Source organism: Cupriavidus necator A5-1 (genome assembly GCF_000744095.1).
GTDB classification, from domain to species: Bacteria; Pseudomonadota; Gammaproteobacteria; order Burkholderiales; family Burkholderiaceae; genus Cupriavidus; species Cupriavidus necator_A.
The window spans coordinates 842,258-864,913 of the sequence record NZ_JQLI01000001.1; the positions used below are offsets into that span (position 1 = coordinate 842,258).

A 22,656-nucleotide genomic window follows, 5' to 3' on the forward strand; every position below is an offset into this window, starting at 1 on the left:
CAGGAAGGGGCCTAGTGCTGGGTGACTTTCGAGAAGTCCGGCTTGCGCTTTTCGGCAAAGGCTGCGAACGCTTCCCGGGCTTCGGCACTCGTCAGCCGCTCCTGGAACTTCGCGCTCTCTCTATCCATCTGCGTCACCAGCATCTCGGCCTGGCGCATCAGCGCCTTCATGGCGCTCAGCGAGCCCGCAGGCTTGGCGGCAATGCGCTCCGCCATCTGGCGTGCCTCGGTGCGGAGCTGGTCATTGGCGCAGACCTTGTTGGCAATGCCCCAGGCCAGCGCGGTCTGCGCATCGAGCGGATTCCCCATGGCAAACATCTCGAATGCCCGGGCGTGACCGATGCGAAGCGGCAGCAGGTAGCTTGAGGCCGCTTCGGGCACCAGCGCCAGGTTCACGAATGGCGTGATCAATTGCGCATCCTGGGCCAGCAGCACGTAGTCGCAATGCAGCAGCATCGTGGTGCCGACTCCCACCGCCTTGCCGTGGACCGCTGCAACGACGGGCACTGTCGACTTTGCCAGCGCATGCAGAAAGCGGTGGACATGACGTTCGCTGGGGCCCTTTCCCGACGCGATCGCCGCGAACTCGCTCACATCATTCCCAGCAGTGAACATGTCGCCTTCCCCCTGTACCAGCACGACGCGGACATTGCCGTCGTGCTCGGCGTTCGCGATGGTGTCGGCCAGGGCTCCGTACATCTCGTTGGTCAATGCGTTCTTCTTCTCCGGCCGGGCAAGCGTAATGGTCAGGACGCCATTGGTCAGGTCGACGTGAATTTCCGAGGTCATGCTGGTCTCCATAAGTTTAAGTTCGCATGCGAAGTATATGCATAATTCGCGCGCGAAGTAAACTGCCAGGAGCCGACATTCGCGACGCTGCCGGATGGTTTTGTGCGATGAGTGGAACCAGGTCAATAATCAGTACATTCCCACAATTGTCGTGCATCCGTTCGCCATGCCCCGACACCGCTACAAGCAACTGGTCGCACTTCCTTCACGAACGTCCCCCGGCCGGTCTCGCCGCTTACCAGCCCCATGGCGTGCAGTTCCGCGTAAACGCGCGTCGCCGTGACCAGCGCCAGGCCTTCGCGGGCGGCGAGTTCACGGTGGGTAGGCAAGCGGGTACCAGGACGCAAGCGGCCCTCATGGATGTCTGCGGCGAACTGATCGCTTCCGCGCGGACACGGTATCGACCTCCAGCCGTGGAGCGACGACACGGTCGACCTGAGCTTCAACAATCCATCGATGCCCGGCCAGGGCGACCTGCTCAGGACGGCCCTGCGCGAACTGGCCGATGCCGGCAACCTTGAAGCGTTGCTCAAATACCATCCCCATGGTGGCCGAACGCGTGACCGGGAGACGATGGCCCGCCATCTAGTCTTCACACTTAAATAGCAGCACTCGATCGGCTGCACTAATGACTGCATGAATTCGTCGCCCGTTTCTTGAATTACCTCCGCAGCGACGCTGGAGCCGGCGTACGGTTCACATTGGTTTCTATGCGGCAGTAGGGAGGGGAACTAGCTCCTGGCCGAGTTGTTTGGCCAGGCGCCTGAGTGCCCGCCGTTTGGTTTCGAGGACGCGGGCCTCGTAGTGTGCCAAGCCACTTTCGACGTACTGCATTCCCTTTACCATGACGCGCCAGAAGAGGATGGCCAGCTTGCGTGCCAACGCAATGTTGGCAATCAGTGCGCCGCGTCGTGCTGCCATGTGGGCGGCGACAATCATTTTGTCCGGCCAAGATGTTTGTCGGTGAACCGGACATCCTGCTTGACGCTATCCAGCCATGCGTCGGTAGAAGCCACCCAGGGGTAATCGTCCTTTTCCTGCAGATTGATACGGTTATTAATCAGCCCCGAGTTCCTTGTTGGCGTGGCGTTGCAGCCCACTCGCTTGACCTTATTGCGGCCATCCGAGCACTTGTCGTACAGTTTTGTCCCGAACGACACCCCGAAAAGTGTAGATGTCGGCATTTGCGTATCGCTACGTTGGCAGGGAAGAGTTGCCTGCCCGCTTGACAGAATTTGACCTGCGGCAGTTTTTTCACCTCACCAGTGCTGACATCGCTGCAATTCGGGAGCGGTTTCGGGCCGACAGATTCGCCGCAGTTGGCCTGCAGCTCGTTTGCCTCCGGGCCTTCGGGCGGCCGTTGGACCGGTTTGCTGCCGTTCCGCGCAATCTCCTTCAGTACGTGTGCGAAGCTTTCTCCGCGCCGCTGCTGTCGATTGCCAGCCTGAAGACGCTGTACCAACGACGCCCGACGTTGTACGAGCATCAGCAATGGGTCAAGGAGCACCTTGGCATCAAGCCGTTCGATGTCACCAGCCAGGCCGCTTTGCTGGAAATGCTCCGCGTGCAAGCTGCCGCAGCGGCAGACGTGGATGAACTTGTCACCACCGCCCAGCGATGGCTCTACGATCGCTGCCGCCTCATTCCCGGCCAGCGCCAGATCACCGACATGGCACGGCATGCATTTTCCGCCTACGAGGCGCAAATGCTCGCGGCGGTCAACCGCGCAGTGCCGGCGGCCACGCTGCAGCACTGCATGGAATCCGTCCGCAGTCCGCGGGCTGACGGCTCTGCAACACACCTCGAGTGGATCAAGGCGCCTTCCGGGCGCAATGGCCCCAAGAACCTCGCTGAAACGCTGGACAAGATCCGCTACCTGAAGTCCCTCGCTGTGCACGAGTGGAATCTGGATGACATCGCTTTGCCCAAACTGCGTGCCTATGCGCAGAAGGTGCAAGCAAGGCGTCCGGCCAAGACCAAAACACTGAAGGAGAGCACCCAGGCGCTTGAACTGGTGTGCTTTCTACAGATGAGTTTGCTGGAACTCACCGATATCGCGATGCACCAGACCAGCCGACGCAGCCAGGATCTGTTCCGACGCGCGGCCAGCACGGCGCAGTCGACGCACACCCGCTCCGCCGTGGAAGACAGGCAGCAGGCGCTCAAGGCCAAGGCCGTCCTGCAAGACAAGAGCAAGTCGACCGAGCAGCGAGTGGATGAAGCCCTGAAGCACCTGGCCGTCGTCACCGACGCGGCGCATTCGAGCTTTGCGTCACACGTGCGCGCGGCGCTGACCGGTGACCATCAGCGGATTCACGCTCTGCTGTCGGGCCTGGAAGGCCTGGAATTCGGCGGCAGGGAGGACGATCCCGGCTTTGCGAACCTCAAGGCGTGGCGCGACCTGCAGACAAGGAAGCTCAATGCTCTGCCAGAAGACTTTACGGAGACCGGCGTTGGCACGGCGTGGTATGCCCTCGTCCATGATCCTGACCCCAAGCGCGGCTATCAGGCCTTCTCTGCCTGCACGATGATGTCGCTACGAAATAGCCTGCGTCGGGGCAGCGTATGGATTGACCACTCGATGCGCTTTCGTGATGGCGACCAAATGCTCATCCCTGCCAAGGAGTGGGAGCGCGACCGTGTCAAGTATCTCGGGCTATTGGGCCTGCCAGTCGCGGCTGATACCTTCATCGAACAGCTACTGGATACGCTTCGTGCTGGGGCGTGGCTGCTGTGGCCGAGGCCTCCGCTAAAGGCAAGATCGAAATAGGAGACGATGGCATGCTTCACCTGCCGGCGATTGTGCCGCTGGAGCAGGACGATGAGCCGCGCCGCACACGCGACTTGATCTACAAGACAATCGGCGATGTGCAGTTGCCGGACCTATTGCTGGAGGTCGACGCCTCGACCAATTTCAGCGAGGTGCTGCTCGGGCACCGGGCGAAGTCCTTGGCCGAACTGCTGTCGACCTACGCGGCCTTGCTCGCCCTTGGCACCGAGATCGATGCCAAGGGCATTGCTGCGATGATTCCGGGCATCGACACCGCCCAGGTGTCACTTGCCATGCGAGGGCTGGAGACCCATGGCCGTTTGCGCCGGGCCAACGAGGTGGTGGCTGAATTTCAAGGAAAGATCCCATTAGCCACGCACTGGGGCACCGGGCAGAAGGCATCGGCCGACATGATGTCACTGGACGTTTCACGACATCTGTGGATCGCTCGTGTCGATCCACGTCGACGCACCTACGCGACCGGCATCTACACCCACGTGCTCGACAAGTGGGGCATCGTCTATGACCAACCGATTGTCTTGAACGAGCGTCAGGCTGGGGTGGCCATCGAGGGCGTAGAGCAGCACAACCGCAGCGAGGACCGTGTCCGCCTGTCGTTACTGGCAGTGGACACGCACGGCTACACGAACGCCGCGATGGCCTTGGCCAAGGGCTTGAGTTTCGATCTATGTCCGCGGCTGCGCGATCTGGCGGAGCGCAAGCTGTACCTGCCCGCAGAGTTCAAAGTGCCGGAAGGTATCGAGCGTGTCACCTCGAAGCGATTGTCCTTGAGAGCCATACGCCTGGGTTGGGACGATTTCCTACGGGTGCTGGCATCGATCCGTATCGGCCGCATTAGCGCTGAGCTCGCCATGCAACGGTTGGGCAGCGCCGCCCGGACCAACAAGGCGCACAAAGCTGCCGAGCATCTCGGCCGGCTGTTGCGTAGCATCTTCCTGTGCGACTACGTGACCATTGAAGACTTCCGCCGCGAAATCCATACGTTGCTCAGCCGAGGGGAGTCGGTGCACCAGTTGCAGCGCGCGATCCATGCTGGCCGGGTACCACACGAACGCGGCCGGCGAGGCGATGAGCTGACGGCGATCTCGGGGGCGCACGCGCTTCTGACCAACATCGTTCTGGCGTGGAATACGAACCGCATGAACGATGTCGTCGAGCGACTTCGCAAGGGGGGCACGAACATCGAGGACGCTTGGCTGCGCCGCATGGGGCCGGGGCATTCCGGGCACATCAACTTCCGGGGGATTCTCAGCTTCGGTGTCGAGCGCTACATTGACGCGCTGATCCAAGGCCGTGGCGCAACAATCCGACAGGCTATGGCATAACTGCAACATCAAACGCCGCAGAGCAAAATCTGCCACAGATTGGCACACCGCAGTGGCTCGAGGCCGAAATACGGCGGTACCTTCGCGGCGGCAGCTACGACAGCAGCTTCGCAGGCTGGCCAGGCATACTTTGCCAGACAGCGCCTGCTAACCGCGTACCAATCCGCAAAGAAAGGACGGTGCAGCGCGAAACGAAGAACCACTACGTCATTGTTCTAGAACGTCTTTTTAAGCCTGACCGTATCAATCTGCTGCAAAAGGACGACTACCCCATCTCTCGCAACTCTGCGACGAGCTTGGCTCCGGCTGCGTCGTTTCTTCCCGAACAAATCACTCGCGCACCTTCGCGACCGAATGCGAGCGCGGTTGCCCGGCCGATTCCGGCCGTGGCTCCTGTAACCAGTACGACGGGATGGGAAATGACAGTTTCCATGGGGTGACTCCAGTAAAGGAAATGGTCACGACGGATGCCGCGCTGCGCGATTGCGGAATCTTACTGAGCTTTCCCGTCTGCTCGTCACGTTGCGTCGCATATGTCCCAAATTAGCAAATTAACGTCCCAGAAAGGCAAGCGGGAGGGGCGGAAACGCCCGATACTCATCTCCAGAGTCAGGCACCGACCTGATCCATGGAGCCACCAGGTCGCTGGAGATGTGAAAATGAAAATCAGGAAAATCACCCCCGCCATCGGGGCCGAGATCTCGGAAGTCAACCTTGGCGAGGCGGCGCGCCACCCGGCGCTCTTCGCCGAGATCCGGGTGGCGCTGCTCAAGCACAGGGTGCTCTTCTTTCGCAAGCAGGAAATCACGCGCGCCGATCACGTGGCCTTCGCGAGCGGCTTCGGCGCGCTGGAAGACCACCCCGTCGTTGGCAGTGTTCCCGACCATCCGGGCCTCGTGAAGGTCTACCGGAGCGACAACCCGCACAGCTACGAGAACAACTACCACTGCGACGGCCTGTGGCGTCCCAATCCCGCCATGGGGGCGGTGCTGCGCTGCATCGAATGTCCCGAGATCGGTGGCGACACGATCTGGGTGAACATGGTGAAGGCCTATGAGGAACTGCCGGAAGACATCAAGAAGAAGGTCGATGGCTTGCGCGCCCGGGCCAGCATCGAGCACAGCTTCGGCGCGGTCATGACGCCGGAAGCCCGCGCGAAGCTGGTGCAGGACCATCCTCCGGTGGAGCATCCCGTGGTGCGCACCCACCCGGAGACCGGCGAAAAGATCCTGTTCGTGGGCGCCGGGTTCTCGACGCACTTCACCAACTACAGCACGCCGGAAAATGTGCGTCATGGCATCGACAAGGCCCCAGGCGCCTCGCTGCTGCTCAACTACCTGATCAGCCGCGCCACCATCCCCGAGTACCAAGTGCGGTGGTCATGGCAGGAGGGCGACGTTGCTGTCTGGGACAACCGCAGCACGCAGCACTACGCGCTCAACGACTACTTCCCCGCCCCGCGCAAGATGGAGCGCGCCGGCATCGTGGGCGATATCCCCTACTGATTCGCACGCGACCACAAAACTTCCGGAGACTCTCAATGAATTTTCTCGACGGTCACCTCTTCCCCGAAAACCAGCAGCCGCTGATCATCACGGCTGCACCCTATGCCCCGGGCTGGCTGCCTTCCGACTTTCCCGAGGACATCCCTGTCACGATGGCCGAGCAGATCCAGAAGGCGGTGGACTGCTACAACGCCGGTGCCACGGTGCTGCACCTGCACGTGCGCGAACTCGACGGCAAGGGCAGCAAGCGTCTGTCGATGTTCAATGAATTGATTGCCGGCGTGCGCAAGGCGGTGCCGGAAATGATCATCCAGGTCGGCGGTTCCATTTCCTTCGCGCCCGAGAACGAGGGGCAGGCCGCCAAGTGGCTGTCCGACGATACCCGCCACATGCTAGCCGAACTGGAACCCACGCCGGACCAGGTCACGGTGACGGTGAACACCTCGCAGATGAACGTCACCGATCACGCGGAAGACGCCGACTTCAAGGGCACCTCGCGCGAGAATCCCGAGCTTTTCAATGCCTACAAGGAAATGACGGTGCCAGCGCAGCCGGGCTGGGTGGAGGAGCACGTTCGCCGCCTGACGGCCAAGGGTATCCAGAGCGCATTCCAGTGCTACAACACCAACAGCTTTGAGTCTGTCGAGCGGCTGATGCGCCGCGGCTTCTACAAGGGACCGCTGGTCATGAACTGGGTGGCGATCGGCGGCGGCATGGATACGCCCAACGTCTACAGCCTCGGCAACTTCATGCGCGGCGTGCCGGACGGCGCGGTCGTGACGGTGGAAAGCAATGTGCGCAACGTGCTGCCGGTCAACATGATGGGCATCGCCATGGGCCTGCACGTGCGGTGCGGCATCGAGGACGGGCTCTGGAACCAGAAGCGCACGGCGAAGCAGAGCACCGTGAAGCAGATCGAGCAACTCGTGCGCATCTCGCATGAATTCGGCCGCGAGATCGCCACCGCGAAGGAAGCCCGGGAGATCAGCAGGATCGGCGTGTTCTACGACACGGTGGAAGAGTCGCTGGCAGCCAACGGCTTCGCCCCCAACCGTAACGGCGGCACCCAAGGCTACCTGCGCAAGACGCAGTAAGAGTTTTGCTTTCCTCTCCCGCCTGCGGGAGAGGAAAGCAAATAGAAAACAGAACAGAAGACAGAAGAACAAGAAAAGTGGGAAGACAGTAAGGAGACAGTAATGAAACGCCTCAGCCTGATCATGCGCCATACCCTGGCGCTTACCCTTGCCGTTAGCGCGGCGATGCCGGCCATGAACGCGGCGCGTGCCGCCGAATGGCCGTCCAAGCCGGTACGGATTCTCGTCGGCGGGCCGCCGGGCGGCACCGCGGATGTCGTGGCACGCCTCTTTGCCTACGAGTTGCAGGGCCCGCTCGGCCAGACCGTCATCGTCGACTACAAGACCGGCGCGGGCGGCACCATTGCCGTCCAGAGCCTGATTTCCGCACCGCGGGATGGCTACACCTTTCTCCTGATCCAGAAGGGGATCGCTTCCGAAGTGCCCCACGCCGTCAAGGTGTCGTACGACCCGTTCAAGGACATCGTCCCGATCGCCCAGCTCACCCGGCAGGGCCTGATCTTTGTCGGGAACCCGGGCCTGCCCGCGAAGAATCTCCCGGAGCTGGTCAAGTACATCAAGGCGAATCCCGGAAAGCTCGACTACGCGAATTTCGGGATCGGCATGCGCGGCCAGACGATCGGCGTGCAGTTCAACCGGCTTGCCGGACTCGACACCGGTACCGTGAGCTACAAGGGCTCGCCGCCCGCGCTGCAGGACGTCATGGGCGGGCAGGTGCCCCTGATGTTCGACGCCCCGGCCACTTCGTTGCCGTTCATCAAGGCCGGGAAGCTCAGGGCCTTTGCCGTGGCCTTCCCCAAGCGGATGACAGCGCTTCCCAATGTCCCCACCTTTGCCGAGCTGGGATATCCCGATCTCAATGAAGTGGGCTGGATGGGGCTCTGGTCGACGCCGGGCGTGCCGCCGGCGGTGATCGCGAAGATGCGCGAAGCCACCCTCAAGGCCATGCAATCGCCCTCGCTCCGGAAAAAGCTTGAGGAGCAGGGGATGGAAGTCGGCTCGTCGGCCACGCCCGAGGAGCTTGCCAGGGACGTCCGCGAATCCTCCGAGCGCCAGGGCAAGCTGCTGCGCTCCATCAATTTCACGCCGGATTGACGCCGGATATCGAACGGAGGAACTGCCATGTCAGCACCGCAAAGCAAAGTCATTGTGACCTGTGCCGTTACTGGAGCGATTCACACGCCCACCATGTCGCCATACCTGCCGATCACGGCCAATGAGATTGCCCGTGAGGCGATCGCTGCCGCGGAAGCCGGTGCGTCGATCGTTCACCTTCATGCGCGCAATCCCGAGAACGGCCAACCGTCCCAGGATCCCGAGCTGTTCCGCGCCTTTCTTCCGGCCATCGCCGAGCGTTGCGATGTGGTGATCAATCTCACCACGGGCGGGGCGCCGAACATGCTTGTGGAAGAACGGTTGCAGCCGGCACTACAGCTCAAGCCGGAGGTTGCGTCGCTGAACATGGGTTCGATGAACTTCGGACTCTACCCGATGCTTGACCGGTACAAGGAATTCAAGCACGACTGGGAGCGTCCGTACCTCGAAGGCTCCGAAGACCGTGTGTTCCGCAATACGTTCAAGGACATCCGTTACATTCTCGAATCCTGCGCGGACAACGGCACCCGTTTCGAGATCGAATGCTACGACACCAGCCATCTCTACACGGCTGCGCACTTCATCGATCGCGGGATTCTCAAAGCACCCTTCTTCATTCAGTCCGTGTTTGGTCTTCTGGGTGGAATTGGCACCCACCCTGATGACGTCATGCATATGCGCAGGACGGCGGATCGGCTGTTCGGCAAGGATTATTACTGGTCAGTGCTGGGCGCGGGGCGCAGCCAGATCCCGATCGCCTCCATGGCCGCTTCGATGGGCGGCAATGTCCGAGTGGGGCTCGAAGACTCGTTGTGGGATGGGCCAGGGCGGCTTGCCATGAGCAATGTCGAGCAAGTCCGGCGTATCGTCTCGGTGCTGAAGTCACTGAATCTCGAGGTGGCCACTCCAGATGAAACGCGCGACATGCTGCAACTGAAGGGCAAGCAGGCCGTGGCGTTCTGAAGCTGGCGGCGATATCAACAGGAGACAGAATGAAAGCAGTACGAGTACTACCCGGGGCTGATGGTGGCCGGCTCGAGGTGCAGGATATTCCGGTTCCAAAGCCGGGCCCAAATGAGGTGCTGGTCCGGGTGCGGGCGTCCGGCATCAACTATGGCGAGATCAAGTACATGCGGGAGCATCGGACGGGTGCCCCGATGACCGCCGGCGTCGAGTTCGCAGGCGAAGTGGCGAGCGTCGGCGAACAGGTCACCGAGTGGCGCGAAGGCGACCGCGTCATGGGCCATGGCCGTGGCTGCCACGCGCAGTATGTCGTGGCCGCTCCGCTGGCGCTGATGACGGTGCCCGACGATGTGTCGTGGATCGATGCCGCGGCGTTTCCCAATGTGTTCATCACCGCGCATGATGCGCTGATCACCAATGGCGAGCTGAAAGCCGGCGAGTCGGTGTTCATCAACGGTGCGTCGGGCGGCGTTGGCATGGCGGCGATCATGATCGCGTCGGCGATCGGCGCGAAGCCGGTCATCGCGTCATCGCGTTCGACGGAAAAGCTCGAGCGCCTGGCCCCATTTGGGGTGGATGTGGGCATCAACGCCTCCCACGACGCGCAGGTCGAATCCATCAAGGCAGCGACCGACGGGCGCGGCGTCGACGTCATCATCGACATGATCGGCGGCACGGCTTTCCCGGATCATATGAGGAGCCTTGCGGTGAAGGGACGCCTCGTCAATCTGGCGAGGCTGGCCGGGGCCAGTACTGCGGAGGTCGATATCAATCTGCTGTGGCTGAACCGCCTGAAGCTGATCGGGGTCACGTTCCGCACACGCAGCGAGCAGGAACGCATCGACTGTATTCAGGCCTGCGCGCGCGACCTGCTGCCGTTCTTCCGGGAAGGCAAGCTCCGGCTTCCGATCGATCATACGTTCCCGATGGATGCGATCGCCGACGCCTACGCCTACATCGAGCGCAGCCAACATATGGGCAAGATCGTACTTATTGCCGACTGACGACAGGAGCGGGGGGGCGGCGCCGTCTCGGGCCAGCAGCAGGCGCCTCTGCCGACTGATTGGCCGCCTGCCTGCGCCATTGCGTGACGCTGCAACCAAAGGCGGCGCGGAACCAATGGCTGAAACTACTCTGGTTCGAAAATCCCAACAGGCCTGCGATCTCGCCGACCGGCAGGTCGCTCTCCTGCAGGTGGCGCTTCACCAAATCGGCGCGTACCTCGTCGAGCAGAAGCGAGAAGCTCATCCCTTCGCCCGTGAGATGGCGATGCAGTGTGCGACGATCGATGCGCAGGTGCCGCGCGACCTCCTGGGCTGTACAGCGACCGCCAGGAAGCAGCGCCATGATCAGTTCGCGGCACGTCTCCCGAATTCCCCCGCTGCGCCGTATCAGAGCAGCTTCAAGGTAGTCCCGCGCCAACTGCGTTGCCCCTGATTTGTCGGGTGTGCGCGGCTTGTGGAGATCGGCCGCCGCGCAGACGATGCCATTGAACGGCTGCCCAAACGCCAGGTTGCGGCCGAAGAACGTGCGGTGAGCTGACATATCGGCTGGTGGACGGTGCGTGAAGCATACCTGCTGCGCCCGCCACTGCGGGCCTATCAATTCGCTCAGAATGCGAAACATCATGGCGATGGCCAGTTCCATCGCCTGTCGAGTCGGCCGGCCCGGGCTGGGAAGCAGGTCTTCACGAATGACCACGGTCTGGCCGATTTCTTCGATCTGCATGATCAGGGAAGGACTGATCAGCTTCAGGTAACGGCACAGGGCATCGAGGGCCAGTCGCGGCGAGTCCTCTTCCTTCAGCACCACGCTGATCGGCCCCAGGCTGGAGAGCGTCCGGCGCGCCGCCAGCCGCAGTGCGAGGTCTTCCACGCCCGTGGCATTTGCGGTGACCTCCAGCAACTCCCGCATGGCGTGGCTGGGGATCAGCACCGCGGGATCCTTGAGCAGCCGCGCGGACAGCCCAACCTTCCGAAGAAAAGTGCCGGCATTAAGTCCGAGCGACTCCATCAGTTCGATGTAACCGGCCAGGCTGGCACTGCGAACAAGGCGTCCGACGCTATGCATGGTAGTGACTCCACAGGTACCTACACGATCCCGGAACTTTGGATGGGGCCGGAACTTGGGGAGGGGCCAGGGGAACGCAGGCGTGGGATCGCGTGCACGTTGTCTTGGCGAAGATCGTGCGGTCTTGCAATGTTACCGGTCCTTCCTGCCGACATGCCACGGCCGATCTGCTAATGCCTCAATTAGGCAAATGGAAGTCCCATAAAAGCAAGCGGAAAAAGTCGCGCATGGCAGATCTCACCCGCGAGAAGTAGAATAAGAAGGATGAACCACGAAGGAAGGGAGACAAATGGGCGCTCAGCTCGCCGCGCCCGCGGGTCTCGACACCCCGTTGCCCGCCGGCTACTCCGATCCACAGACGCCGACGACGAATGGCTGGACGCCGTTGCCGCGAGCGCGCTTGCCGTTTCCCAGCATCGTGGTTGGCAGCCGCAACGACCCTATCGGAGGATTCGGGGAGGTACACCAGTTTGCGAGGGCGTGAGGCAGCCGCTTCGTCGGCGGCGGCGAGGTCGGTCATCTCTCGCCGGCTGACGGATATGGCAACTGGCCGAAAGCCGATGAATTGCTCCAGGAGTTGTGAAGTTCATCCGAACCGGAGTGTCTCCATCTCGGATGCCGAACTCCAGTCTTGATGACAGATCCCACGTCAATTTCGTCGCGCGTCAAGCGTCCGCTGTTTGGCCATACCTGACGTTTGAGCGTCCGCGCGGTCTTCTGCGGGGATGTCACTTGATGGCCGGATTCGGCCATGCAAGGTGAGTACGCCGGCCGGCGCATCCCGGCCCCTCTCTCGGCCATTTGCCATCCCTGGATCGAATCTGTTTCGCCGAATCCGCTGCTCCATGTGCAGCACCCCTACGAAGCATTTACTTGGTTCCGCCCAGCTCCATGATCATCCGCGACAGCAGATAGAGCCGAGGCACCACGCTGTCGACCTCAGCGTATTCCTCGGGCGTATGAATGCCGCCACCGACGATGCCGAAACCGTCGAGCGTCGGTGTGCCGACGCCAGCGGACAGGCTCGAATCGGCGGCGCCTCCGCTACCCTCGAGCGTGAGCTTGCGTCCAATTTCGCTGTAGATGGCTTGCGCCTTGGCCGCTAGCTGGTCCGAAGCTGCGTTGCGCGGCATCGGGGGGAAGCCGCGTACCAGCGAGGTCTTCACTTCCGTATCGGGGATCAGCTTGTTGGCCGACACGCGCGACAGGTCGCGCTCCACGCGGTCGAATTCCTCGGGCACCGCCACGCGCAAGTCTGCGTAGGCGGTGGCATGATCTGGGATGACGTTGGTGGCATCACCTGCCTTGAGCACGGTGATGTTGAAGGTCGTCTGCTTGGCGCTGTCCCCCAGTTTGCCGAGCTGCAGCACCTGGTGCGCCAGTTCGGTGGCGGCGTTGCGGCCCGACTCGGGAGCGACGCCCGCATGTGCCGCCTTGCCCTTCACGTCGATCTCCGCCGTGCCACTGCCCTTGCGCCACACGACAAGCCCGTCGGCGGGGCGACCCGGCTCCAGATTGAGGGTGACGTCATGCTGCCTGGCCTCGCGTTCGATCAAGGCACGCGTGCCCTTGGAGCCGGTTTCCTCATTGGTGTTGAGCAGCAGCGTAACCTGCCCGTACTGTCTGAAGTCGAGCTGCTGCAGAATCTTCATCGCGTACAACCCCGCGACGATACCGCCCTTGTCGTCCATCACGCCGGGGCCGTAGGCGCGCTTGTCCTTGATGTAGAGCGGCTTGGCGCGGGCGGTGCCGTCCTTGAAGACGGTGTCCATGTGGGCCATCAGCAGGATGCGCGCCTTCCCGGTGCCCTTCCACGTGGCGAGGATGTTGTTTCCCACAGCCGGTGTTGCGGAAGCCGTTTCCACCTTGGCTCCGGCCTTGCGCAGTTCGTCGGCGACGATGGTGCCGATCTGGCTGAGCCCGGCCTCATTGCCGGTGCCCGAGTCGATGTTGACCAGGCGCTCAAGCAGATGCAGCGCCTCGCCACGATAGCTCTCGGCAGCGGAAAGGACCTTGGGGTTCGCGTCAGCGGCGCAGGACAAACGTGCGGTACACAACAACAGCGCTGCAAAGGCAAGGCGGGATGATTTCATGTGGGACCTTGGTAGTGGAGCGGCACAGCAGCCGTTATACACGAGATCAGCATAGGCCTCTCCCGGTCCACCCGGCAACGGAGTTCGTCCCTGACCGACCCGTTGCAGCCGCTCCATGAGCATTGCTTGAGTGGCCGGAGTAAGCCCCTAGCGGTCGTTAAACTCGAAAGGGCCGTTCTCTGGCGCCCGCTATCCCTTCTCTTCAAGCGACTTCTGAAATTTGCTTACCAGGAAGTCGATGAAGGCGCGCGCGCGCGCTGTCTGATTACGGCGCTGTGAGTAGTAGACAAAGAGGTCAGCCGATGGCAGCTTGAACTGTGGTAAGACGACTCGCAAGCGGCCGCTCTCCAGATACTTTGCCAAGTCCCACTCGGAACGTATCAGGATGCCGTGCCCATCAAGAGCCCAGCCGAGCACAATATCTCCGTCGTTGCTGGACAGGACGCCGCCGACCTTTACGCTTTCGTGGTGACCGTCATGCTCGAAGCGCCAGATGACATGGGCTTCGTCGTTCTGCCTGTGAATGATGCAGCGATGGTTGTGAAGCTCGGATAGTGATTTGGGTAATCCGAACTTATCCAGGTAGACCGGAGAAGCGCAGAGGAAGCGACGGTTCGACATGATCCGCCGGGCGCTCAACCGTTTATCTGGCAGCGTCCCGAACCGGATCGCTAGGTCGACGCCACTGTCCACGAGGTCGACCGGTCTGTCCGTGACCTCGAGCTGCACCTCCACCTGCGGATAGCGCTTTGCAAACTCGGAAACCAGAGGCGCAATGGTGGTCCGCCCGAAGCCGAGCGTTGCATTGACGCGAAGCAACCCGCGCGGCTCGGCACCGCTGCTCGCCACGACGCTTTCCATCTCCCGCAAATCCGCCAGGATCCTCTGGGCATATCCCAGGTACGTCTCGCCTTCGTTAGTCAGGCTGATACGCCGCGTGGTGCGATTTACCAGACGTACGCCAAGTCGGCTTTCCATGAGGGCCAGCCTCTTTGTCGCTGCGGGTGGCGTCAGATCCAGTTCGCGCGCCGCGGCCGCCAGAGTGCCGTGCCGGGCAATCAGGACGAAGAATTCCAGTTCGGACGCGATCTCAGTCTTCACCTTGGGAGAATAATGAAATGAAAGTAGTTCAATTGTAGTACGCCAATCCGCGCCTAAGCTACGTACTCCGACGCCCAGCGTTCCTCTCATGTGAGCCAGGAGACACATTATGAAAATCGTAGAAATCCGCGAAAAGACCTTCCCGATCAGCTCGCCCATCCGCAACGCCTACATCGACTTCAGCAAGATGACGCTGAGCTTGGTCGCTGTGGTCACCGACGTGATCCGCGACGGCAAGCCCGTAGTCGGCTACGGCTTCAATTCCAACGGCCGGTATGGCCAGGGAACGCTGATGCGCGAGCGCTTCATCCCGCGCATCCTGGAAGCCGATCCGGAGTTGCTGGTCGACGCCACCGGAAACAACCTGGATCCGCACAAGATCTGGAACACCATGTTCAAGAACGAGAAGCCGGGCGGCCATGGCGAGCGTTCGGTCGCCATCGGCACCATCGACATGGCAATCTGGGACGCCGTCGCCAAGATCGAAGGCAAGCCGCTGTTCCAGTTGCTAGCCGACCGTTACGGCAATGGGCAGCCCGATCGCAAGGTGTTTGTCTACGCCGCCGGCGGCTACTACTACCCCGGTCAGGACCACAGCAAGCTCAAGGACGAGATGCGCAGCTACATCGACCGTGGCTACACCGTGGTCAAGAAGAAGATCGGCGGTGCATCGCTGGATGAAGACCTGCGCCGCATCGATTCGATCCTGAGCGTGCTGCAAGACGGACAGAAGCTCGCAGTCGACGCCAACGGCCGCTTCGATCTCGATACCGCCATCCAGTACGCCAAGGCGCTCTCGCAATACGACTTGTTCTGGTACGAGGAGCCGGGCGATCCCCTGGACTTCGAACTGCAGGCGACGCTGCGCAACTACTACGACAAGCCGATGGCGACCGGCGAGGACCTGTTCTCGATGCAAGACGCCCGCAACCTGATTCGCTACGGCGGAATGCGTCCGGATCGCGACTACCTGCAGTTCGACTGCGCCCTCAGCTATGGCCTCGTGGAATACCTCCGCACGCTCGAAATGCTGAAGCAACATGGTTGGTCCGCAAGCCGCTGCATCCCCCACGGTGGTCACCAGATGTCCCTGAACATTGCCGCAGGCCTGGGTCTGGGCGGCAATGAAAGCTACCCCGACCTGTTCCAGCCGTTCGGTGGCTTCCCTGACGGTGTCAAGGTCGAGAAGGGCCACCTCACGATGCCCGATCTGCCTGGTATCGGATTCGAGGGCAAGTCTGACCTCTACAGCGTGATGCAGCAACTGTCTGCTTGAGCCGCGGCAATCAAAAAAACACAACGGAGACAACCATGTGGAACAAGCAAGCGGCAACCCGCGCCGCAACCTTCTGTATTGTCAGCGGTCTCTTCGTCACCTCGGGCTACGCCCGTGCTGAGTATCCGGAGAAGCCCATTACCTTGGTTGTCCCGTTCGTGGCCGGAGGGCCGAGCGACAAGATTGCGCGAGACGTCGCCGAAGCGCTGCGCAAGACGCTCGGCACGACAGTAGTTGTCGAAAATACCGCCGGCGCTGGCGGCACCATCGGCACCGCACGTGTTGTGCGGGCGAATCCGGATGGCTACACGCTGCTGGTTCACCATATCGGCCTCGCGACTGCTCCCGCGCTCTACAAGAAGCTGGGCTACAAGACTTCCGACCTTGAGTTCCTGGGGCTTATCAACGAGGCGCCATCCACACTCATCGGCAAGCTTGACCTGCCGCCTAACAACGTCCCTGAACTGCGAAAGTTCATTGCCGCGAATGGCGGAAAGCTGAACCTGGCCAACGCGGGAATGGGCTCCGCATCGCACCTCTGCAGCCTGTTGCTGCAAAGTACGCTGAAGAGCGACATGACATTTGTGCCGTACAAGGGAACGGCGCCCGCAATGTCTGACATCATGGGCGGACAGGTCGATCTGATGTGCGAGCAGGCCACGAACAGTACGCCGCAGATCGAAGCCAAGAAGGTGAAAGCCTACGGCGTGACGAGCGCCCAGCGTTCCAAGGTACCGGCGCTTTCGGGGATCCCGACCCTTAATGAGGGCGGCCTAGCCGGATTCAACTTTACCGTCTGGCACGGGATGTACGCCCCGCGCGGTACGCCGCCCGCGGTACTTGAGAAAATCAACAAGGCCTTGCGTGCCGCGCTCAAAGACCCCGCGTTGATCAAGCGGGAGGAGGCACTGGGTATCACCGTTGTTGCCGATGATCGCCTTTCTCCAGCAGGGCACAAGAAGTTCTTCGACGAAGAAGTAATCCGGTGGACGAAGGTCATAAAGGACGCCGGCATCCAGCCCGAGTGATTGCATAGCGATCCAGCTTGGAGCGCCATCGGGTCTGGTGGCGTTCCACTTCCATACAGTAGCGATCGTCGGGAGGCTGTGCTACAGCCTCCATAGGCCACGTGCGTCCCGAAGCCTGGCGATTGCACAATGAATCGCACATGCAGGAGACAAACCATGCGGCTTTCAATTCTGAAAAAGCGTCCGATCGCTCGATTTTGGCCATATGAGTGTTTGCACGCAAAAGACCAAGTGTTCCGCTTGTCAAAATAAGGGCCACCATCCGAGCAGGTCAGTCCGGAACTGCGTATCTCGATGCGACCAGTGGAGCAAGGTTGTCAGCTTGCTTAAAATTCGGACCATCCTGGGCGGTTCACCCGGCTGAAATCAGCTTGTCATTCTACAGGGCTAGCTTGCTGCTCAGCCGGCCGCGCCATTAGCCAACTACCAGGAAGACAACCATGGGAAGGAATTCTCAGCGCCTTCGCGTACGCCAATAATGAAGTGGCCTACGTCGCCTGGGGTGTGGACGACCTGATCGAGGGCTGCCTCGGCTTTGAAGTCACGCGCGTTTACCTGAATGCCGATGGAAGCGTCACCCTGCGGGAGGATGGCAGCGAAGACCGCGTGCGCTGCGCCAGCTGGGTTGGCTTCTCCGGCCAGCGCAATCCCCACTGGTTGCCGCAACACACGGGGATCTGGCCCGTGCAGAAGCTTTCGTGGAGAGATCTCACGTTGCGCAAGAGACGCGATGAGCTGGATCGCAGGCCCTCGGAGGTGTTGGTACGTTACGAGATCCGTCCGGTCGGTGACCTGGAGGATGGCATGGAGCCTGCGCCCGATCCCGCGCCAAAGACGGTGCGGGTGATCCAGCGCGATGCGCACGGGCGCCCCGTGAAGGATGCTGAGGGCAAGCTAGTCAAGATCTCCGTCAAGTCCTACGAGGGCAAGCCTCGCCCACTAGTACCACTGCACAGAGGTTATGACGGTTTGTCAGAGGTCGGTACTGGGTAGGCTTTGGCCAATTTCTCCCGTGCCGTTTCGGTAGAGAACATCCAGTTGATGCGAGCGCCGCCGGCGTTTCGCAGTTGCTCCCAAGCCGCGACCTCGGTGATCAGCCGATCGCGGCAGTCGATGCGGCGATCCAGGCACTGGCTTCGCAGCACGCCGATTTCGATCTCGACCATGTAGATCGTGTACTGCCGGGATGGGAATCGCAAGAGCGACTATCCCTGCACGAGGCCCGCGACGCCGCGGTGGCCAACGCAGAAGCCCGGGCCCGGCTCTGGGGGTGTAGTGGAATTCGATCCGCTGCAGGATGCGGCGTGCCTCTGCTGGTGGCAGGGCTTGGTAGAGGGCAGCCGGCGTGTGGGTCGACAGATTGTCCAGCACGACCCGGATGCGCGGTGCCTGGGGGTAGTGGATATCGACCAGGTCGCGCATGCACTGGGCGAAGTCATCTGCCGTTCTCCGTTCGGTGACTTTCACCTTGCGCCAGCTACGGTGCGCATCGAGGAAGACGAACAGATTAGCGGTGCCGTTGCGCTTGTATTCGCAGTCGTAGCGCAAAGGCTTACCCGGCTCGGCCGGAATCGGTTGGCGTACCTCGCCGATGAGCTGGGTCGGGCTTTCATCGAAGCACACCACCGGGTGTTGCGGGTCCGGGGTTTCGGCATACAGGTCGAGCACGTCTTCCATGCGTGCAACGTACTCCGCGTCGATCTTGGGAATGCACCACATGTTCTTGCGCCAGGGCTTCAGATCGTTCTCGGCCAGGCGCCGGCGTACCGTCTCGCGCGATAGCTCTTCGTGCTCGGTCAGTTTGACGAGCGTGTCGGCGAGCAATTCCAGCGTCCAGCGCGCACGTCCCGGTGGCGGGTTGGTGCAGGCGGTGGCAATCAGCAGGGCCTCTTCCTTGCCGCTGAGCTTGCGCTGCGCCCCGGGTCGAGCCTGTTCGTTCAGCGCCGCTTCCAGACCCGTCTCCACGAAGCGGCGCTTGGTGCGGTACACCGTGGATTCGCCAACCGCCACGGTGGCTGCGATGCTCGCGTCATCCTGGCCAGCGTGCGCTGCAAGCAGGATTTGCGCTCGCTTGAGCTTGCGTGCCGCATGCTTGCCGCCGCTTAGCATGGCAGCGAGCGCCTCACGCTCGGATTGGTCGAGCTCGACTCGATAGCGTAGATTCATTCGGATGGCCTCCTTCTGGGGGGCCTCCTTCGACTGCGGGGGTTCCGAATGAATCAGAAATCGCTTCCATTGTCTGGCGAGCGCTCAGCCTGCCCGAGCTTCACCGACAAGCAAGGTCAGTATCTCGCCTTCATATGGGCCTACAGCTTGATAAACGGCCGCTCTCCGGCCGAGCGCGACATGCAGCGCTTCTTCGCCGTCACGGCTCCTTCCGTCCATCAGATGGTGCTCAACCTCGAACGCAATGGGTTGATCCGCCGCCAAGCAGGCATCGCTCGCACCATCGAACTGCTCGTTGACCACAACTGCTTGCCTGTCCTACAACCCAGCCAAACTGTCATAACCTCTGTGCAGCGGTACTAGTCGATCAGGAGCACAGGCAAAAGAATGCCCGCTGCTCGGGCGGGCATGAATCCCTTTCGGAGAAAGAGAGGAGACGAGGGCAAGTATAAACCCTTGAGAAGACTCTCGCAGAGCGCTTCACAGAGGCCCGGAGATCCAGGCTGCAGGCCTGGCAGGCGACAGTTCGAAGAAGTGCCCAATCAATAATTTCATGATCACGAAAATATTGGACTGTGACGAGGGACCCCGCGGACGGTCATGATCGTCGTCTCTAGCCGACCCTTCTCAGCCATAGGTGAGAAGCCTCACAGTGACTTCTATTCCGCCGAAAGCGGCCGCCCAGTGCCTGCTCTCGTGCAAGACGAGCAGCAGTCGGCCACAGGCTGCGATCGCATTCTCGAGTTGGCGATGGCGCAAAAAAAAAGCGCAGCGTTCGCTGCGTTTAACCTGTTGTGCTAGCACATGACAGACAACGCAATGTGCAGCCTTTAGGGAGGAGAAAAGGAGCGCCTCGGCGCTCGCTCAGGATACCGGGAGAGAAGCGATATCCCGGATCAAATGTCGCCTGCTCTCGCTGCCCCTGGAAGCGCAGCTTTTTTGCATCTGTTTTCAGATTCGGTCAACAAATCGTCAGGCGTTGGCACCGCCATCGATCTGGAGGACCGTGCCCGTGGCGAAGCCATTCGCAATCAGGAAAAGCCCGGCATTGGCCAGTTCAGTGGTCGTCCCGACTCGGCCAACGGGCAACGCATCACCAATGCTTCCCAAGGCGCCAGATCGGGTATCTGCGGGCAGGAAATCCCAGGTCGGCGAGTCGACAACACCGGGAGACACAACGTTGACGCGAATCGGTGCGAGCTCGATGGCTAGGGTCCTGGTCAGGCCATCGAGCGCGCCGTTCACCGCCGCCACGATACTTGCGCCAGCGTTCGCCTTGTAGGCTGCCAGGCCGCTGTAGAACGTGATGGAGCCACTGTGGGGCATGCGCGGAGCCAGATGCTTGACCAGATTGATGGGGCCGATCAGCTTCGAACCCAACATGCTGTCGATGTCTGCGCGCGAGGTTTCCAGGAATGGCTTGAAGACAAGCGCGGCGGCGGTCGTGACCAAGTGATCGACAACCGGGATAGTGCGCGCAATTTCTTCCACCTCACACTCAATGCCGATGTCCGCACAGTGCGTGGTAATGCTTGACCCCAGGCTTGCCTGCACAAGCGCAAGCTTTTCGGTCGAACGGCCCACCACGTGAACGTGCGCTCCCAGTGATACCGCTTGCTTGACCAGTGCGATGCCGATGCCGCTGCTGCCGCCCGCGACGAGGATGACTTTGTTTTCGAGATTCAGTGACATGAAGTTCTCCATCTACCATTTAAGGCGTCAGACGCCAGTTTGCTCAACGGCACCGATCGCGGTGTCGTCGTTATTGCCCGTTTTGCTGAGGAAGCCGAAGACAGCGCCAGCCGACAGAACGGTGATCACGGTCATGATGTGAAGCAGGCTTTCGAACGCCTGTCCGTACCCCGCGAGCAGCAACTCAGGCTGGATTTCGGGAAGGGTGGCTATGGCGTGCGTCAGGTCACCTGTAGCCAGGCGCTGTGCACCTTCGGCCAGTCGTGCAGCGCTGATGCCCGCCGCGTCGCCAGCTACGCTGGCGAGGCCACTGGAGGCCAGCGCGGCAAGAATGGCGCTGACAATGGCGAGTGCAATGCCCTCACCAGCAACGCGGGTGGTGTTGAAGATGCCCGCTGCCATGCCGGCGCGCTCTTGCGGCACGACGCTGACGGAAAGACCATCCATGAGGCCCCACGGCATGCCGGCGCCCACGCCAATCAGCAGCATCGGCAGCGCAACCGTCATGCCCGTGGCGCGAACGTCGATGGCGCTGAGCCAGTGCAGGCCAATGGCCGCAATCAGAAAACCAAGGCCGGACAGCACGCCGGGCGAGATCCAGCGGGTCAGCGTGGCGACGGCCGCCGGCACCACCAGCATTGGCAGCGACAGCGCGATCATAAGGATACCGGCATCGATTTCGCTCAGGCCGACAATGCCGATGAATCGCAGCGGCAGCATGATGATCAGGACGATGTAGCAGTAGCAGGTACCGACTGGCAGCATCTGCACGCCGATGAAGCGCGCATACCGGAACAGGGACAGGTCCAGCATCGGACGCTTGACGCGTGTTTCCACCACCACGAAGACGAGAAGCATCAGGGCGGATGCGGCCAGCAGAGTGATCACCAGCGGATCGCTCCAGCCCGACTCCGGCGCCGCGATGACGCCATACGTGAACAGCACCAGCGTGGCCGTGAACGTGATCGTGCCGGGCCAGTCCACACCTTGTGCGCTCGGGTCTCTTGTCTCGCGCATGCGGGGCGCGCCGAAGATCAGCGCGATCAGGCCGATGATGGCCGTCGACAGGAACACCGCGCGCCAGCCAAATGTGCTGATGAGCGAGCCAGCCAGCAGCGGGCCAAATGCCAGGCCGATCCCGAAGCTGGTGCCAAGCATGCTGAATGCCCGCATGCGGGCGTGGCCCTCAAATTCCTGTGCGAGCGCGGCAGAGCCGCCCGAGAGGGCGGCAGCGGCGGCAATGCCCTGCAGTGCGCGCAGCACATCGATCCAGAACACGGAAGGCGCGGCGGACAGCGCCAGCGAGAACAGCGCGAACAGCCCAATGCCGGTGGTGAACATGCGCTTGCGTCCGAATACATCGGCCAGGGCGCCGGCGGCCATCAGCAGGCTGCCGAAGCTCAGCATGAAAGCGTTGGTGATCCACGTCAGCGACGTGGCGCTGCCACCGAGTTCACGCCCGATGGCGGGTGTGGAAATGGCCCCACCCGAGAAGGATAGCGGCAGGACGATCGCCGCAAGGCAAACGGAAGCCAGGATGAGTGGCTTGCCACGCCCTTCGGCATGGCGATTGGTGTATGTCATGAAATGTACTGAATGACGTTGGAAAGAGACGCCACGCGCCGACCCCAGGCATCGACCGTGACGCCCGGGGATGAACGCGAGACGG

19 protein-coding genes and 4 pseudogenes are annotated in these 22,656 nt (G+C 61.6%); 11 read left to right on the forward strand and 12 right to left on the reverse strand.

Features of this window, described 5'->3' with window-relative positions; genetic code table 11:
- Window positions 1-11: 11 nt before the first annotated feature.
- The 5 genes and pseudogenes from K307_RS03805 to K307_RS47430 all read right to left on the reverse strand — a co-directional run bounded on the left by K307_RS03805 (window position 12) and on the right by K307_RS47430 (window position 1,972).
- Window positions 12-788 (reverse strand): enoyl-CoA hydratase, encoded by a 777-nt coding sequence (locus tag K307_RS03805; protein ID WP_042876415.1) that lies wholly within the window; start codon window positions 786-788, stop codon window positions 12-14.
- 200 nt (window positions 789-988) lie between these two features.
- Window positions 989-1,189: pseudogene (locus K307_RS45455) on the reverse strand (GntR family transcriptional regulator); the annotation flags it as partial.
- Window positions 1,143-1,373, reverse strand: a complete 231-nt coding sequence (locus K307_RS50565) for a hypothetical protein (protein ID WP_196251597.1) — start codon at window positions 1,371-1,373, stop codon at window positions 1,143-1,145. The gene K307_RS50565 and the pseudogene K307_RS45455, both read right to left, overlap by 47 nt.
- A 123-nt stretch (window positions 1,374-1,496) precedes the next feature.
- Entirely contained in the window at window positions 1,497-1,727 is a 231-nt protein-coding gene (locus K307_RS03810; RefSeq protein WP_042876418.1) for a hypothetical protein, read from the reverse strand.
- Window positions 1,724-1,972, reverse strand: a complete 249-nt coding sequence (locus tag K307_RS47430; RefSeq protein WP_155301059.1) for a hypothetical protein — start codon at window positions 1,970-1,972, stop codon at window positions 1,724-1,726. The genes K307_RS03810 and K307_RS47430 overlap by 4 nt, the downstream gene beginning before the upstream one ends.
- Between K307_RS47430 and K307_RS03815 the strand changes: the two are divergent.
- Window positions 1,963-4,904 (forward strand): annotated as a pseudogene (locus K307_RS03815) (Tn3 family transposase). The gene K307_RS47430 and the pseudogene K307_RS03815 overlap by 10 nt on opposite strands.
- A 268-nt stretch (window positions 4,905-5,172) precedes the next feature.
- Here the strand turns inward: K307_RS03815 and K307_RS45465 are convergent.
- Window positions 5,173-5,325 (reverse strand): annotated as a pseudogene (locus tag K307_RS45465) (SDR family NAD(P)-dependent oxidoreductase); the annotation flags it as partial.
- Between the two features lie 238 nt (window positions 5,326-5,563).
- Between K307_RS45465 and K307_RS03820 the strand changes: the two are divergent.
- The 5 genes from K307_RS03820 to K307_RS03840 all read left to right on the forward strand — a co-directional run bounded on the left by K307_RS03820 (window position 5,564) and on the right by K307_RS03840 (window position 10,565).
- Window positions 5,564-6,409, forward strand: coding sequence for a TauD/TfdA dioxygenase family protein (locus K307_RS03820; RefSeq protein WP_042876420.1), 846 nt, complete (start codon window positions 5,564-5,566; stop codon window positions 6,407-6,409).
- Window positions 6,410-6,444: 35 nt separating this feature from the next.
- Entirely contained in the window at window positions 6,445-7,503 is a 1,059-nt protein-coding gene (locus K307_RS03825) for a 3-keto-5-aminohexanoate cleavage protein (RefSeq protein ID WP_042876421.1), read from the forward strand.
- Window positions 7,504-7,605: 102 nt separating this feature from the next.
- The gene (locus K307_RS03830) at window positions 7,606-8,598 is read left to right on the forward strand and encodes a Bug family tripartite tricarboxylate transporter substrate binding protein (RefSeq protein WP_042876423.1); all 993 of its coding nucleotides are present in this window, start codon (window positions 7,606-7,608) and stop codon (window positions 8,596-8,598) included.
- 27 nt (window positions 8,599-8,625) lie between these two features.
- On the forward strand, window positions 8,626-9,561 hold the full coding sequence (locus tag K307_RS03835; protein ID WP_042876425.1) for a 3-keto-5-aminohexanoate cleavage protein: 936 nt from the start codon (window positions 8,626-8,628) through the stop codon (window positions 9,559-9,561).
- 29 nt (window positions 9,562-9,590) lie between these two features.
- Window positions 9,591-10,565, forward strand: a complete 975-nt coding sequence (locus K307_RS03840) for a quinone oxidoreductase family protein (protein WP_042876427.1) — start codon at window positions 9,591-9,593, stop codon at window positions 10,563-10,565.
- On the opposite strand, the gene K307_RS03845 is transcribed toward K307_RS03840, so the two are convergent.
- On the reverse strand, window positions 10,552-11,631 hold the full coding sequence (locus K307_RS03845; RefSeq protein ID WP_051974633.1) for an AraC family transcriptional regulator: 1,080 nt from the start codon (window positions 11,629-11,631) through the stop codon (window positions 10,552-10,554). The genes K307_RS03840 and K307_RS03845 overlap by 14 nt on opposite strands.
- A gap of 289 nt (window positions 11,632-11,920) precedes the next feature.
- Between K307_RS03845 and K307_RS03850 the strand changes: the two genes are divergently transcribed.
- The gene (locus K307_RS03850; RefSeq protein ID WP_051974634.1) at window positions 11,921-12,115 is read left to right on the forward strand and encodes an alpha/beta hydrolase; all 195 of its coding nucleotides are present in this window, start codon (window positions 11,921-11,923) and stop codon (window positions 12,113-12,115) included.
- Between the two features lie 385 nt (window positions 12,116-12,500).
- On the opposite strand, the gene K307_RS03855 is transcribed toward K307_RS03850, so the two are convergent.
- Together K307_RS03855 and K307_RS03860 are read right to left on the reverse strand one after the other, a co-directional pair.
- The gene (locus K307_RS03855; RefSeq protein WP_042876429.1) at window positions 12,501-13,724 is read right to left on the reverse strand and encodes a M20/M25/M40 family metallo-hydrolase; all 1,224 of its coding nucleotides are present in this window, start codon (window positions 13,722-13,724) and stop codon (window positions 12,501-12,503) included.
- 189 nt (window positions 13,725-13,913) lie between these two features.
- Entirely contained in the window at window positions 13,914-14,825 is a 912-nt protein-coding gene (locus K307_RS03860) for a LysR family transcriptional regulator (protein WP_042876431.1), read from the reverse strand.
- Between the two features lie 109 nt (window positions 14,826-14,934).
- Here K307_RS03860 and K307_RS03865 point away from each other — a divergent pair, with 109 nt between their 5' ends.
- From K307_RS03865 to K307_RS03875, 3 genes are all read left to right on the forward strand, one after another.
- Window positions 14,935-16,101, forward strand: coding sequence for a mandelate racemase/muconate lactonizing enzyme family protein (locus K307_RS03865; RefSeq protein WP_042876433.1), 1,167 nt, complete (start codon window positions 14,935-14,937; stop codon window positions 16,099-16,101).
- 35 nt (window positions 16,102-16,136) lie between these two features.
- Window positions 16,137-17,129: a tripartite tricarboxylate transporter substrate-binding protein gene (locus K307_RS03870; RefSeq protein WP_155301060.1), complete on the forward strand. Its 993-nt coding sequence runs from the start codon at window positions 16,137-16,139 to the stop codon at window positions 17,127-17,129.
- 483 nt (window positions 17,130-17,612) lie between these two features.
- The gene (locus tag K307_RS03875) at window positions 17,613-18,122 is read left to right on the forward strand and encodes a hypothetical protein (RefSeq protein WP_042876436.1); all 510 of its coding nucleotides are present in this window, start codon (window positions 17,613-17,615) and stop codon (window positions 18,120-18,122) included.
- On the opposite strand, the pseudogene K307_RS03880 reads toward K307_RS03875, so the two are convergent.
- A pseudogene (locus K307_RS03880) lies at window positions 18,089-19,295 on the reverse strand (IS630 family transposase). The gene K307_RS03875 and the pseudogene K307_RS03880 overlap by 34 nt on opposite strands.
- Window positions 19,296-19,343: 48 nt before the next feature.
- Between K307_RS03880 and K307_RS03885 the strand changes: the two are divergent.
- Complete coding sequence (locus K307_RS03885; protein ID WP_022540044.1) at window positions 19,344-19,658, forward strand: LexA family protein; 315 nt, start codon at window positions 19,344-19,346, stop codon at window positions 19,656-19,658.
- 609 nt (window positions 19,659-20,267) lie between these two features.
- Here K307_RS03885 and K307_RS03895 read toward each other — a convergent pair.
- Window positions 20,268-20,987, reverse strand: a complete 720-nt coding sequence (locus tag K307_RS03895; RefSeq protein WP_042881258.1) for an SDR family oxidoreductase — start codon at window positions 20,985-20,987, stop codon at window positions 20,268-20,270.
- 27 nt (window positions 20,988-21,014) lie between these two features.
- The gene (locus K307_RS03900) at window positions 21,015-22,571 is read right to left on the reverse strand and encodes an MFS transporter (protein ID WP_051974636.1); all 1,557 of its coding nucleotides are present in this window, start codon (window positions 22,569-22,571) and stop codon (window positions 21,015-21,017) included.
- Window positions 22,572-22,656 lie beyond the last annotated feature (85 nt).